The sequence below is a fragment of the Pseudomonas sp. Tav-5-1A genome, assembly GCF_055755055.1.
In genome coordinates, this window is the sequence record NZ_CM146901.1 from 1,121,709 (window position 1) to 1,135,733 (window position 14,025).

General features: G+C 65.1%; 13 protein-coding genes and 1 pseudogene. 9 read left to right on the forward strand and 5 right to left on the reverse strand.

Annotation, left to right across the window (positions count from 1 at the left end):
- Positions 1-44: 44 nt before the first annotated feature.
- The 5 genes from AC0J42_RS05000 to AC0J42_RS05020 all read left to right on the forward strand — a co-directional run bounded on the left by AC0J42_RS05000 (position 45) and on the right by AC0J42_RS05020 (position 5,354).
- Positions 45-674, forward strand: coding sequence for a LysE family translocator (locus AC0J42_RS05000; RefSeq protein WP_416422547.1), 630 nt, complete (start codon positions 45-47; stop codon positions 672-674).
- A 126-nt stretch (positions 675-800) separates the two neighbouring features.
- Complete coding sequence (locus tag AC0J42_RS05005; protein ID WP_473005415.1) at positions 801-2,483, forward strand: fatty acid--CoA ligase; 1,683 nt, start codon at positions 801-803, stop codon at positions 2,481-2,483.
- A gap of 126 nt (positions 2,484-2,609) precedes the next feature.
- On the forward strand, positions 2,610-3,779 hold the full coding sequence (locus AC0J42_RS05010) for a phospholipase effector Tle1 domain-containing protein (protein WP_473005416.1): 1,170 nt from the start codon (positions 2,610-2,612) through the stop codon (positions 3,777-3,779).
- A gap of 139 nt (positions 3,780-3,918) precedes the next feature.
- A complete protein-coding gene (locus tag AC0J42_RS05015; protein WP_416422550.1) occupies positions 3,919-4,563 on the forward strand; it encodes an MBL fold metallo-hydrolase in 645 nt (214 codons plus the stop codon).
- A 104-nt stretch (positions 4,564-4,667) separates the two neighbouring features.
- Positions 4,668-5,354, forward strand: a complete 687-nt coding sequence (locus AC0J42_RS05020; protein ID WP_416422551.1) for a YiaD family glycine zipper/OmpA-like lipoprotein — start codon at positions 4,668-4,670, stop codon at positions 5,352-5,354.
- Positions 5,355-5,455: 101 nt separating this feature from the next.
- On the opposite strand, the gene AC0J42_RS05025 is transcribed toward AC0J42_RS05020, so the two are convergent.
- The 3 genes and pseudogenes from AC0J42_RS05025 to AC0J42_RS05035 all read right to left on the reverse strand — a co-directional run bounded on the left by AC0J42_RS05025 (position 5,456) and on the right by AC0J42_RS05035 (position 8,802).
- On the reverse strand, positions 5,456-6,343 hold the full coding sequence (locus AC0J42_RS05025) for an acyltransferase (protein WP_473005417.1): 888 nt from the start codon (positions 6,341-6,343) through the stop codon (positions 5,456-5,458).
- Positions 6,340-8,451, reverse strand: coding sequence for a phosphate acetyltransferase (gene pta / locus AC0J42_RS05030; RefSeq protein WP_416422553.1), 2,112 nt, complete (start codon positions 8,449-8,451; stop codon positions 6,340-6,342). The genes AC0J42_RS05025 and pta overlap by 4 nt, the downstream gene beginning before the upstream one ends.
- Positions 8,452-8,509: 58 nt before the next feature.
- Positions 8,510-8,802 (reverse strand): annotated as a pseudogene (locus AC0J42_RS05035) (DUF3565 domain-containing protein).
- Between the two features lie 14 nt (positions 8,803-8,816).
- Between AC0J42_RS05035 and AC0J42_RS05040 the strand changes: the two are divergent.
- From AC0J42_RS05040 to AC0J42_RS05050, 3 genes are all read left to right on the forward strand, one after another.
- The gene (locus tag AC0J42_RS05040; protein WP_268145453.1) at positions 8,817-9,302 is read left to right on the forward strand and encodes an FKBP-type peptidyl-prolyl cis-trans isomerase; all 486 of its coding nucleotides are present in this window, start codon (positions 8,817-8,819) and stop codon (positions 9,300-9,302) included.
- Between the two features lie 156 nt (positions 9,303-9,458).
- A complete protein-coding gene (locus AC0J42_RS05045) occupies positions 9,459-9,941 on the forward strand; it encodes a glutathione peroxidase (protein ID WP_416422554.1) in 483 nt (160 codons plus the stop codon).
- A 125-nt stretch (positions 9,942-10,066) separates the two neighbouring features.
- Entirely contained in the window at positions 10,067-11,170 is a 1,104-nt protein-coding gene (locus AC0J42_RS05050) for an NADH:flavin oxidoreductase (RefSeq protein WP_473005418.1), read from the forward strand.
- Here AC0J42_RS05050 and AC0J42_RS05055 read toward each other — a convergent pair.
- Positions 11,139-12,341 carry a glycosyltransferase family 4 protein gene (locus tag AC0J42_RS05055; RefSeq protein ID WP_473005419.1) on the reverse strand — a complete coding sequence of 401 codons (1,203 nt, stop codon included), beginning with the start codon at positions 12,339-12,341 and terminating at the stop codon, positions 11,139-11,141. The genes AC0J42_RS05050 and AC0J42_RS05055 overlap by 32 nt on opposite strands.
- Positions 12,342-12,465: 124 nt before the next feature.
- Here AC0J42_RS05055 and AC0J42_RS05060 point away from each other — a divergent pair, with 124 nt between their 5' ends.
- Entirely contained in the window at positions 12,466-13,041 is a 576-nt protein-coding gene (locus tag AC0J42_RS05060) for a hypothetical protein (RefSeq protein ID WP_416422557.1), read from the forward strand.
- Positions 13,042-13,081: 40 nt separating this feature from the next.
- Here the strand turns inward: AC0J42_RS05060 and cysZ are convergent, their stop codons facing one another.
- Complete coding sequence (gene cysZ, locus AC0J42_RS05065) at positions 13,082-13,810, reverse strand: sulfate transporter CysZ (protein ID WP_473005420.1); 729 nt, start codon at positions 13,808-13,810, stop codon at positions 13,082-13,084.
- Between the last annotated feature and the right edge of the window lie 215 nt (positions 13,811-14,025).

Below are 14,025 nucleotides of genomic sequence, written 5' to 3' on the forward strand. Positions count from 1 at the left end.
GGGGTTTTGTAACTGCCTATGACAAAAGCCCTTGGAGGCCCCTGATGTACTGGACGGAATTTCTCACCGTTGCGCTGATTCACCTGCTGGCCGTCGCCAGCCCCGGCCCCGATTTTGCCGTGGTGGTGCGGGAGAGCGTGACCCACGGCCGGCGCGCCGGCACCTGGACGGCCCTGGGCGTGGGCTCGGCGATTTTCCTCCACGTGGGCTATTCGCTGCTGGGCATCGGCCTGATCGTGTCGCAGTCCATCGTGCTGTTCAACGCCCTGAAATGGCTGGCCGCCGCCTACCTGCTGTACATCGGCTTCAAGGCCATTCGCGCCAAGCCTGCAGCACCAGGCGCCGAGGCCTTCAAGGCCGAGCCGCAGCAGCGCAGCCCCAAGGCTGCCTACGTCGCAGGTTTCATGACCAACGGCCTGAACCCCAAGGCCACGCTGTTCTTCCTGTCGCTGTTCACCGTGGTCATCAATCCCCACACCCCCTTGCTGGTGCAGGCAGGCTATGGTGTATATCTGGCATTCGCCACCGCGGCCTGGTTCTGCCTGGTGGCCATGTTGTTCAGCCAGCAGCGCGTGCGCGACGGCTTCGCCCGCCTGGGCCACTGGTTCGACCGTGGCATGGGTGCGGTATTGATCGCCCTGGGCGTGAAAATTGCTCTGACTGAAATGCACTGAAGCCCCCGGGGGCATGGCAGGCTGGATGCCATCATCGGAAATAATTTCCAATGATTATGCTGTGCCCCGCAGGGTCTAAAGTGTGAAAGTATTTGCCATGCATTTGCACTCAGAATAGGGATCCTCATGATGCAGACTCGCGTTATTCCGCCGGCCGATGGTGCTTACCAATACCCTCTGTTGATCAAGCGGCTGCTGATGTCGGGCAGCCGTTACGAGAAAACCCGCGAGATTGTCTACCGGGATCAGTTGCGCTACAGCTATGCAACGCTCTCCGAGCGCATCGCGCGCCTGGCCAACGTGCTGACCGAGGCGGGGGTGAAGGCGGGCGACACCGTGGCAGTGATGGACTGGGACAGCCATCGCTACCTGGAGGCCATGTTCGCCATTCCGATGATTGGCGCGGTGGTGCACACCGTCAACGTGCGGCTTTCCCCCGAGCAGATCCTGTTCACCATGAACCATGCGGTGGACAAGCTGGTGCTGGTCAACAGCGACTTCGTCGGCCTGTACCAGGCCATTGCGCCGCACCTGACCACCGTCGAGAAGACCCTGCTGCTGACCGACGGCGCGCAGAAGACCGCCGAGTTGCCCAACCTGGTGGGCGAGTATGAGCAACTGCTGGCCGCGGCCAGTCCGAAATACGACTTCCCCGATTTCGACGAGAATTCGGTGGCCACCACCTTCTACACCACCGGCACCACCGGCAACCCCAAGGGCGTGTACTTCACCCACCGCCAGCTGGTGCTGCACACCCTGAGCCTGGCCACCGTCACCGGCAGCCTCGACAGCACCCGCTTCATGGGCACCAACGATGTCTACATGCCCATCACGCCAATGTTCCACGTGCATGCCTGGGGCGTGCCCTACGTGGCCACCATGCTGGGCATCAAGCAGGTCTACCCGGGCCGCTACGAGCCGGAAATGCTGGTGGAGCTGTGGAAGCGCGAGAAGGTCTCGTTCTCCCACTGCGTGCCGACCATCCTGCAGATGCTGCTCAACTGCAAGACCGGCCAGGGCCAGGACTTCGGCGGCTGGAAGATCATCATCGGCGGCAGCTCGCTGAACCGCGCGCTGTACGAGGCCGCAAAAGGCCGCGGCATCCAGCTGACCGCAGCCTACGGCATGTCCGAGACCTGCCCGCTGATTTCCGCCGCGCACATCAACGAAGAGCTGCTGGCGGGCCTTGAAGACGAGCGCACCACCTACCGCATCAAGGCCGGCGTGCCGGTGCCGCTGGTGGAACCGGCGATCATCGACGCCGACGGCAACTTCCTTCCCCACGACGGCGAGACCCAGGGCGAGCTGGTGCTGCGCGCACCCTGGCTGACCATGGGCTACTACCGCGAGCCCGAGAAGGGCGCCGAGCTGTGGAAGGGCGGCTGGCTGCACACCGGTGACGTGGCCACCCTGGACGGCAACGGCGCCATCGACATTCGCGACCGCATCAAGGACGTGATCAAGACCGGCGGCGAGTGGGTGTCGTCGCTGGAGCTGGAAGACCTGATCAGCCGTCACCCGGCGGTCAAGGAAGTGGCCGTGGTCGGCATCGCCGACGCCCAGTGGGGCGAGCGGCCGTTCGCGCTGTTGGTGGTGCGCGAAGGCCAAAGCGCCGATGCCCGCGCCCTCAAGGACCACCTGCAGCCGTTCGTCGAGCTGGGCCACATCAACAAGTGGGCCATCCCCAGCCAGATCGCCGTGGTGCCGGAAATTCCCAAGACCAGCGTCGGCAAGCTGGACAAGAAGAAAATCCGCCTCGACATCGCCGAGTGGCAAGCCAGCAACAGCAGCCTGCTGTCCACGCTGTAACGGCTGCCCCGTAGCCGCTGCCGCTGGCAGCGGCTACGGGTCTCCTACACGCTGTGCTGAACCGGCTGGCAGCCGGCTTCCTGCCACCTCCATACATTCAGTCTTTTGCCACGCAAAAGGATATGTATGGAACCTTCTTCCTCCCCATTCGCGCAGGTCACCCGCGTCGGGCTGTTCTTCGACGGCACCGGCAACAACGCGGCCAATGCGCCTTGCGCTGACACCCCCCCGGCCAACCGCAGCGGCAGCCATGCCACGGCCCCCACCAACATCTTCAAGCTCAGCCAGCTGTATAGCGGCCCGGAGGTAAAAGCGTTGTATATCCCGGGCATCGGCACCCAGGCCGGCCGGCCTGACAGCCTGCTGGACAGCGCCCTGGGGCGCGGGCGTTCAGGCGTGCTGGCACGGGCCGAGCAAGGGCTGGATGCCATTCGGCAGCTAAACGGCAAGCCGGTACTCGTCGATCTGTTCGGCTTCAGCCGCGGTGCCGCGGCTGCGCGTCATTGCGCCAACCTGCTGCTGCAGGTGCCGGGCGTCAGCGTTGGCTTCATCGGCTTGTTCGACACCGTGGCGGCAGTAGCGGGCCCCGTGAACCTGCAACTGCACCTGGACCCGGCACGCTTTGCCAATGTGGTGCACCTGGTGGCGCGCGACGAACACCGGGCGCATTTCCCCTTGGCCCAGGTGTGTGCCGGGCATGTGGAAATCGAAGTGCCGGGGGCGCATGCCGACGTCGGCGGCGGCTATTTCGCGTTGGAGCGGGAGCAGCTGTTGGTGGGGCGCATGCAGGCGCTGACGGTGGCGGCGGGGACGGCGGTCGAGGTGACCTCGATCTATCGCGAGGCCCAGCGAATCAGGGCGGAATGGTTGAGCCGGGGCTGGCCAGCGGACTGCCTCAAGGTACTCGCACCGGCACCGACGCCGGTGCTCGACCGTCAGCAGCCTGCGCAACAGCGGGTGTATGCCGGCGTGCAGCTGGACCGCGAGGTGCGGGGGGAGTTGTCAGAGGTCTACTTGCGCGTCATGCGCGAATGGGCGGTTGTCCGCGGGGTGCCGCTGGCGCCAGTGGCGAGTGCGCTGCCGGCGAAGCTTGAACCGCTGTGCCAGGGTTTCCTGCGCGGCTATTTTTCCCTGTCGCGGGTGGAGGAGGAATGGTTGCGGCTCCAGTACATCCACCTTTCGGCCCACTGGACCCCGCCGGCGATAGTGCAAGGCAATCAGCCGCGCTCGGGGGCCACGGCGTTGTATATCAATGCCCCGGCGGCCAACGGCAGGCGTGTGCGCCGGCGTTACTGACGCAGCCCGTAGCAGCGGCCGCCAGGCCGCGTCACGAGCGCCGCGTACTTCGTTTGGCTTATGACGCAGCCTTCGGCAGCTGCTACGGGTGGGGGTGTACGGGGTAGAATGGAGGCATCGAACGGCAGCAGAAAGAACCATGAACGCTACCCACCCTACCTTGATCCGCGAAACCTTCCCGGTCGGCCCCCTGCAGTGTAATTGCACCATCATCGGCGATCCCATCAGCAAGAAGGCCATCGTCGTCGACCCGGGCGGCAACCCCGACCTGATCATGGCGCGCCTGGACGCCCATGGCCTGAAAGTGGTGAGCATCATCCACACCCATGCTCACCTGGACCACTTCCTGGCCTCGGGCCAGTTGAAGGAGAAGACCGGGGCCACGCTGCACCTGCACAAGGACGACCAGTTCCTGTGGGACAACCTGGAGATGCAATGCCAGATGTTCGGTGTGCCCTACACGCCAGTGCCGCCGCCAGACCGCTGGCTGGGCGATGACGAAGAGCTGGCCTGCGGCTGCGGTGTGGCGCTGCATACGCCTGGGCACACGCCAGGGTCGATGAGTTTCTGGTTCGCCGACGCCAAGCTGCTGATCGCCGGGGACACGCTGTTCCGCCGTGGCATCGGCCGCACGGATTTGTGGGGCGGCGATCAACGGACTATCGTTCGTTCCATCAAGGAGCGTTTGTACCGCCTGGACGAAGACGCCACGGTGGTCACCGGACACGGCCCGGACACGCGCCTGGGGGACGAAATGCGCGAGAATCCCTTTGTTCGTGTCTGAATGTTACTTCACGGAATTCTGACCATTTAAGGTGTCTAATTGGCGCAGCAGTCTGCTCGTCAACAGCCGCTGTTTTACCACTGCAAGTACAGGAGTTTCCTGAAATGTCGCGTCGCCTGATTATTGCTGCCACCGCCGTTGCCCTGCTGGCCGGCTGTGCCTCGCAAAACAACCCGTATGACAACCAGAGCCAGGGTTCTGGCGTGAACAAGACCGCCACCTACGGCGGCCTGGGCGCCCTGGCCGGCGCGGTGGCAGGTGCTGCCATCGACCACAACAACCGCGGCAAGGGCGCGCTGATCGGCGCGGCACTGGGCGGTGCCGGCGGCGCCGGTTATGGCTACTACGCCGACAAGCAGGAGAAAGCCCTGCGTGCCTCCATGGCCAACACTGGCGTGCAGGTACAGCGTGAAGGTGACCAGATCAAGCTGATCATGCCGGGTAACATCACCTTCGCCACCGACTCGTCGTCGATCGCGCCAAGCTTCTACTCGCCGCTGAACAACCTGGCCGGTTCGTTCAAGCAGTACAACCAGAACCTGATCGAGATCGTCGGCTACACCGACAGCACCGGCAGCCGCCAGCACAACATGGACCTGTCCCAGGCCCGTGCCCAGAGCGTGGCCACCTACCTGACCTCCCAGGGCGTGGACCCGTCCCACGTGTCGGTGCGCGGTGCCGGTCCCGACCAGCCTATTGCCAGCAACGCCGATGCCAACGGCCGTGCGCAGAACCGCCGGGTAGAGGTCAACCTCAAGCCGCTGCCGGGTGCGCAGTACCAGCAGCAGTAAACAAAAATCCCGCCTCACGGCGGGATTTTTTTGTGGGAGCTGGCTTGCCAGCGAGCTTTTGGGCCCATCGAAAAACTCGCTGGCAAGCCAGCTCCCACCTGTCAGTGTTTCATCTTGTCCAGCGCTTCATCCTTCGCCACCCACAGCTCGTTCACCCACTGCTGGAACTGCGCCCGGTACTGCACGTCCTGGTCGTAGCTGCGGCCGATGAACTGCGCCGGGATGGCGATCTCTTCCAGCTGCACCGTCACGTTGCGCACCCGCCCGCACAGCAGGTCCCAGAACCCTGGGCGGCCGCCGGGGTAGTCGATGGTGACGTTGACGATGGACTCCAGTTGCTCGCCCATGGCATCCAGCACGAAGGCGATGCCACCGGCCTTGGGCTTGAGCAGGTGCCTGAACGGCGACTGCTGCTGGGCGTGCTTGGCCGGGGTGAAGCGCGTGCCCTCGGCGAAGTTGAAGATGGCCGTGGGCTTGCCGGCGAACCGGGCGCAGGTGCGGCGCGTGGTTTCCAGGTCCTTGCCCTGCTTCTCCGGGTGCTTGGCCAGGTAGGCCTTGGAGTAGCGTTTCATGAACGGGAAGCCCAGGGCCCACCAGGCCAGGCCTATCACGGGCACCCAGATCAGTTCCTGCTTGAGGAAGAACTTCAGCGGCCGGATGCGCCGGTTGAGCACGTACTGCAGCGCCAGGATGTCGACCCAGCTCTGGTGGTTGCTGGTGATCAGGTACGAGTGCTGGTAGTCCAGGCCCTGCAGGCCACTGACCTGCCAGCGGGTGCGGCACAGCAGTTTCATCCAGCCCTTGTTCAGGGTGATCCAGGCTTCATGGATGTGACGCATCAGCACGTCGGTCACGCGCTGCGCCGCCGGGAAGGGCAGGCACAGCTTGAACAGGCTGACGATGAACAACGGGGTGCAGCACAGCACGGTGTTGCACGCCAACAACAGCGAGGCGATCACGCCTCGCACTGGCGCCGGAATCTGTTTCATGGGGTTTCCTGGTTAGCCACGCGGCGGTGAGCCTGAATGGCGGTGAGGGCGATGGTGTAGACGATGTCGTCGACCTGGGCGCCGCGCGGCAGGTCGTTGACCGGCTTGCGCAGGCCTTGCAGCATGGGGCCCAGGCTGACGCAGTCGGCGCTGCGCTGCACCGCCTTGTGGGTGGTGTTGCCGGTGTTCAGGTCGGGGAACACGAACACCGTGGCGCGCCCGGCTACCTCGCTGTTGGGGGCCAGTTGGCGGGCGATGGTCTCGTTGGCGGCGGCGTCGTACTGCAGCGGGCCGTCGATCAGCAGGTCGCGCTGGGCCTCGCGGGCCAGCAGGGTGGCTTCGCGCACCTTCTCGACGTCGTCGCCGCTGGCCGAGTCGCCACTGGAATAGCTGATCATCGCCACGCGCGCGGGAATGCCGAAGGCCTCGGCCGAGTCGGCGCTCTGCCGGGCGATTTCCGCCAGCTCGCCGGCGCTGGGGTGCGGGTTCATCACGCAGTCGCCGTACACCAGCACCTGGTCGGGGAACAGCATGAAGAACACCGACGACACCAGGCTGCAGCCCGGCGCGGTCTTGATCAGTTGCAGGGCTGGGCGAATAGTGTTGGCGGTGGAGTGCACCAGGCCAGACACCAGGCCGTCGACCTCGTCGAGGGCGAGCATCATGGTGCCGATCACCACGTTGTCTTCCAGCTGCTGCTCGGCCATGGGCGCGTTCAGGCTCTTGCTCTTGCGCAGCGCCACCATGGGTTCCACGTAGCGCTCGCGCACCACTTCCGGGTCGAGGATCTCCAGGCCCTCGGGCAGCACGATGCCCTGGGCGCTGGCCACCGCGTGCACGTCCGCAGGCTTGGCCAGCAGCACGCAACGGGCGATGCCGCGGGCCTGGCAGATAGCCGCAGCCTGCACCATCAGCGGCTCGGCGCCTTCGGGCAAGACGATGCGCTTGTTGGCGTGCTGGGCGCGCTGGATCAGCTGGTAGCGGAACACCGCCGGCGACAGCCGCAGCTCGCGCGGGGTGCCGCAGCGCTGGTGCAGCCAGTGGGCGTCGAGGTGGCTGGCGACGAAGTCGGTGATGATCTCCGCGCGCTCGCGGTCATCGATGGGTATTTCCTTGTTCAGCTGGTTGAGCTGGGTGGCGGTGTCGTAGGAGCCGGTGCTCACCGACAGCACCGGTAGCCCGGCCTGCAGCGCACCGCGGCACAGCTCCATCAGGCGTGGGTCGGGCAGGGTGTCGCTGGTCAGCAGCAGGCCGGCCAGGGGCACGCCGTTGAGCGCGGCCAGGCTCACCGCCAGGATGATGTCGTCGCGGTCGCCGGGGGTCACCACCAGCACGCCGGGCTTGAGCAGCTGCAGGGTGTTGAGCACGGTGCGCGCGCAGATGATGATTTTCGACATGCGCCGGGTTTCATAGTCGCCGGCGTTGATCACCTGGGCGCCCAGCAACTCGGCCACGTCGCGGGTGCGGGGGGCGTTGAGGTCGGCCTGGTAGGGAATGCAGCCCAGCAGGCGGAAGTCGCCGCCACGCAGCAGCGGCGAGTGTTCCTTGAGGCGCGCTGCGAAGGCTTCCAGGCTCTCGTCGGTGCGCACCTTATTGAGGATCACCCCCAGCACCTTCGGGTCGCGCGGGCCGCCGAACAATTGCGCCTGCAACTCCACCCGGCCGGACAGCTCGGCCAGCACTTCGGTCTCGCTGGCGGCGGACACCAGGATCACGTCGGCGTCCATGCTCTTGGCCAGGTGCTGGTTGACCCGCGCCGCGTAGCTGGCGTGGCGGGTGGGCACCATGCCCTCGACAATCAGCACGTCCTTGCCCACCGACGCCTGCTGGTACAGGGTGATGATTTCCTCCAGCAGTTCGTCCAGCTGGCCGTCGCCCAGCATGCGCTCGACGTGGGCCAGGCCCAGGGGCTTGGGCGGGTTGAGGCCGTGGGTGCGCGCCATCAGTTCGGTGGAACGTTCCGGGCCGGTGTCGCCGGGGTGCGGCTGGGCGATGGGCTTGAAGAAACCGACGGTCAGGCCGGCACGCTCCAGGGTGCGCACCAGGCCCAGGCTGATGGAAGTGAGGCCGACGCCGAAATCAGTTGGCGCGATAAAAAATGTCTGCATGCGAGCTTCCCGAATGAGCACTGCGCGGGCGTCGGCCTATGGCTGGCCGATCGCGAAATCAGTTGCCAAGGGTATCGTTATCCTCCAGCCGTGCACACCAGCCGCAGCGAAAGCTTTTGCCTATTTGTTGTGCGCGTTGTTGCGGGTCCAGCACCCACGGGCGCGACTGCCAGGGCGGCTGGTGGCGCAGGTGCTGGGTGTGGCCGCAGGAGAGCACGGCGACCCAGTCGCCGTGTTCGTCGCGGATGAAATCTACGAGTGTGATGGCGCTCATCGGTTCCGTTGGTCCGGGTTGCGTTCGCTTTCGGGCGACGCCTTGGTTACACTTGTTCGTTCTACATTCTTATGCAAAAAGGTGTCGCCCCATGCCGATCGCTGCCAACAAGGCTGTCTCCATCGACTATACCCTGACCAACGACGCTGGTGAGGTCATCGACAGCTCCGCCGGCGGCGCGCCGCTGGTGTACCTGCAAGGCGCAGGTAACATCATTCCAGGCCTGGAAAAGGCCTTGGAAGGCAAGGACGTCGGTGAAGAACTGACCGTTGCCATCGAACCTGAAGAAGCCTACGGCGAGTACTCGGCCGAACTGGTCAGCACCCTGAGCCGCAGCATGTTCGAAGGCGTCGACGAACTGGAAGTGGGCATGCAGTTCCACGCTTCCGCGCCGGACGGCCAGATGCAAATCGTCACCATCCGTGACCTGGACGGCGACGACGTCACCGTCGACGGCAACCACCCGCTGGCCGGCCAGCGCCTGAACTTCCAGGTCAAGATCGTCGCCATCCGTGACGCCAGCCAGGAAGAAATCGCCCACGGTCACGTGCACGGCGAAGGTGGTCACCACCATTAATCCGCGCGCGTAAGCCCGGATAGCCAAAAGGCGTCCGTTCGGGCCTGATGAAATCTCGCAAGAGTGCTCATCGGGCTTGGACGGGCGCCTTTTTTGTCTGCTAGTGTTTCGCACAGCGCCTTTGCGCCACAGGGATATGGAATAGGGGAGTTAGTCATGAGTATTTTCCACGACCTTAAACTGCAGGCGCTCGACGGCCAGGAACTGCCCCTGGCGCCCTTCAAGGGCAAGGTGGTGCTAGTGGTCAACGTGGCGTCCAAATGTGGCCTGACGCCGCAATACGCCGCCCTGGAGAACCTGTACCAGACCTTCAAGGACAAGGGCTTCAGTGTGCTGGGCCTGCCGTGCAACCAGTTTGCCGGGCAGGAACCGGGCAGCGAGCAGGAGATCCAGCAGTTCTGCAGCCTCAACTACGGGGTGACGTTCCCCCTGAGCGCCAAGCTGGAGGTGAACGGCCATGGCCGCCACCGCCTCTACCAGCTGCTGGCGGGCGAGGGTGCGGAGTTCCCCGGTGACATCACCTGGAACTTCGAGAAGTTCCTGGTGGGCAAGGACGGCCGCGTGCTGGCGCGTTTCTCGCCGCGCACCGCGCCGGACGATCCCACGGTGGTCCACGCCATCGAAAAAGCCCTGGGCTGAGGCCCACGTGGCCGGGCCCTCGTGCCCGGCTAGCGGCGCTTATCACTGCAATCAATAGTGCTGTCAGCCACGCTGGCGGCGTTTTATGCTGCGGGTCTTTGAGCCATTTTTCAGAGGATCTGCGCATGTCGGTCAACGCTCTGTTCAAGCCGTTCCAGTTGGGTGCCCTGCAGCTGCCGAGCCGCGTGGTGATGGCGCCCATGACCCGTTCGTTCTCGCCCGGTGGCGTGCCTACCGCCAAGGTGGTGGAGTACTACCGCCGTCGCGCCGCCGCCGGCGTCGGCCTGATCGTCACCGAAGGCACCACCGTGGGCCACAAGGCCGCTAACGGCTACCCGCACGTGCCGCGCTTCTACGGCATCGACGCGCTGGCAGGCTGGAAGCAAGTGGTGGACGCGGTGCACGCCGAGGGCGGCAAGATCGTCCCGCAACTGTGGCACGTGGGCAACGTGCGGCGCCTGGGCACCGAGCCTGACGCCGCGGTGCCGGGCTACGGCCCCCAGGGCAAGGTCAAGGACGGCAAGGTGCTGATCCATGGCATGAGCCACCAGGACATCGCCGACGTGATCGCCGCGTTCGCCCAGGCCGCTGCCGACGCCAAGGCCATCGGCATGGACGGCGTTGAGATCCATGGCGCCCATGGCTACCTGATCGACCAGTTCTTCTGGGAAGGCACCAACCAACGCGATGACGAATACGGCGGCAGCCTGGCCAAGCGCTCGCGCTTCGCCATCGAGCTGGTCCAGGCCGTGCGCGCTGCCGTGGGGCCGGGCTTCCCGATCATCTTCCGTTTCTCGCAGTGGAAACAGCAGGACTACAGCGCGCGCCTCGTGCAGACCCCGGAAGCCCTGGGGCAATTCCTGCAGCCGCTGGCTGACGCCGGCGTGGACATTTTCCACTGCTCGACGCGGCGTTTCTGGGAGCCGGAGTTCGAAGGTTCCGACCTCAACCTGGCCGGCTGGACCCGCCAGCTCACCGGCAAGCCGACCATCACCGTGGGCAGCGTGGGCCTGGACGGCGAGTTCCTGCAGTTCATGGTCGACACCGACAAGGTGGCGCAGCCTGCCAGCCTGGAAAACCTGCTGCAGCGCCTGAACGCCGAGGAGTTCGACCTGGTGGCGGTGGGCCGTGCCTTGCTGGTGGACCCGGACTGGGCCGCCAAGGTGCGTGACGGCCGCGAGCAGGACATCCTGCCCTTCAGCCGGGAAGCGTTGACGAGCCTGGTTTGATCGCAAACCCGCCCATGCGTTGCGCGGCGGCCTGACAGGCGCCGCGCAGCTGGGTTTCGAATTGCTCGATGATCGCCGCCCAGCCCTGGCGGCTGGCGTGCTGGCGTGCATTGAGGCGGATGCGGCGCAGGGTTTCGCTGTCTTCCAGCAGCCAGCCGGCGGCGTCGATGAAGGCTTCTTCGTCGCCCGGCATGGCCAGGGCGCCGTTGTGGCCGTGGCGAATGTGCTGGCCGGCGGCGGCCTCGTCGTAGGCCACCACGCCCAGGCCCGAGGCCAGGGCTTCGAGCACCACGTTGCCGAAGGTCTCGCTGAGGCTGGGGAACAGGAACACGTCGCCGCTGGCGTAGTGCATGGCCAGCTCCTCGCCCCGTTGCGCGCCACAGAAAACTGCCTCGGGCAGCTCCTGTTCAAGTTGCGCCCGTTGCGGCCCATCACCGACGATCACCAGCCGCAGGCGCTGCAGCGGGTAATGCAGTTGCAGGGTCTGCAGGCTGCGCTTGAGCAGGCCGAGGTTCTTTTCCGGCGCCAGCCGGCCCACATGGATCAAGGCAATGTCGTCCGGCCCCAGCCCCCAGCTGTCGCGCAGGGCCTGGCTGCGCCGTGCCGGGTTGAACAGCTGGCTGTCCACCCCGCGCGACAGCAGTGCCAGGCGCTCGAAGCCGCGGCGTTCGAGGCTGTGGCGCTGGGTGGCGCTGGGCACCAGGGTCAGTTGGGTGCGGTTGTGGAACCAGCGCAGGTAGCCGGTGAGCAGGCGTGTCAGCAGGCCCAGGCCGTAGTCGCGGGTGTATTGCTGGAAATTGGTGTGGAAACCACTGACCACGGCGATCTTGAGGCGCCGCGCCGCGCGCAGGGCGTTCAGGCCCAGCGGGCCTTCGGTGGCGATGTACAGCACGTCGGGGCGCACCCGGCGCCAGCGCCGCAGCAGCTTGTGCATCGACGCCTGGCCCCATTGCAGGCCAGGGTAGCCAGGCAGTGGCCAGCCGCGGCAGAGCATCAGTTCGTCGTCTGCCGCATTCCGTTCGTCGACGTTTTGCCGTGGCCGCACGATCTCGACGTGGTGGCCGCGGGCGCGCAGACCATCGCTCAGGCGGCCAAGGGTATTGGCCACACCGTTGATTTCGGATGGAAAGGTTTCGGTAACCAGGGTGATGCGCAGCGGTGGTGTGGTCATGGAACCAGTGTCGGATCAGGGGATTGCGGGCGTATTTCACCCCCGTGACGAATTCATGACGCCTACGCCCGGCGATAAATCGCCTAGTGTTTAGAGACAACCTGCGCGCAACCGGGTGATCGCCATGACCGATAACCTTTACGCGCCGCCTCAGGCGGATCTGCGTATGCCAGCGGTCAGGGAGCCCGCGTTCTACACCGTCTCGGATGGCAAGTTTTTCACCTTGTTTTTCGCCAGCCTGGGGCTTTACCTGGTGTATTGGTCATGGAAGAACTGGCGCCGCTACCAGCGCGCCACCGGTGCCAAGGTCTCGCCCCTGGCCCGCGGCCTGCTGCCGCTGTTCTTCACCCACGCCCTGCTGTTTCGTGCCGAGGACCTGCTGCAGGCGCGCGGCATGCACGCCATCGAGCCGCCCGAAGTGTGGGCCAACCGCTTTGTCGTGGCGACGGTGCTGGGGCTGCTGTTCAACGGCATGGCGCGGGCGGGCATTGGCTACCCGCTGACCGACCTGGGCTGCCTGGCGGCGCTGGTGGTGCAGGGGCTGGCGGTGTGCAAGGGGCAGCAGTTGCTGAACTTCGCCGCGGATGACCCGTTGGGCGAGGCCAATTCCCGGCTGCACTGGGTGGATTATGTGTGCATGGTGCCGGGGATATTGTTGTGGGTGTTTATCCTGCTGGCGTATTGGGCAGATACGCCGTAACGCAGTCCCGTAGCAGCGGCCGCCAGGCCGCGTCCGGCGGTCAACCGCGTTCCCGCACCCAGAACAGGGTGGCTCCGGCTACCGCCGCCGGCATCATCAGCAGGTTCACCACCGGTATCAGCAGCACCAGGTAGACAATCCCGCCAAACCCCAGGCTCTGCCAGCGCTTCTGGCGCAGCCAGGCGAGCATGTCCGGCCAGCTCATCTTGTGGTTGTCGGCCGGGTAGTCGATGTACTGGATGGCCATCATCCACACGCCGAACAGCAGCCACAGCGGCGCCGCTACCACGTTCACCACCGGGATCAGCGACAGCACGAACAACGCCAGGGTGCGCGGCAGGAAATAGCCCAGCTTGCGCAGCTCGCGGTTGAGGGTGCGCGGCACCTCGCGGGCCAGCTCGGCCCATTTGAACGGCGGGAAATCGTCCTGCCCACGCACCACCACTTCCACTTTTTCCGCCAGGAAGCTGTTGAACGGCGCGGCGACAATGTTGGCCACCAGGGTGAAGCAGAAGAACACCATCAGCACCACCAGCGCCACGAACAGCGGCCAGAGGATATAGCTGAGGAAGCCCAGCCACGACGGCAGCGTGGGCATCAGGTGGTCGACCCATTGGCTGAATTCATGACCGGCGAAATAGATAAGCCCGGCGAACAGCACCAGGTTGATGGCCAGCGGCAGCAGGACAAAGAGCCGCAGGCCGGGGCTGAGGACCAGTTTCAGGCCTTCGCGCAGGTATTGCGGGCCGGACAGGACAGGCGCGTGCATGGTGTGCTCCGAGTTGAAAACGGGCCGACATTACCGGCTTTGCGCCCCGTGGGAAAGTGAAGCAATGTGCTGTAACAAAGCCTTCGAGTGTCAGGTCCGATCGGATAGAGCGGGGCTATGAGGTGGATTGTGAATCGATATTTCCTTACCCTTGGCCCCCTCGCTACAGTGCGCACATCAAATTTCTTAACCCTTTTCCTCAATTTTGCATTTCA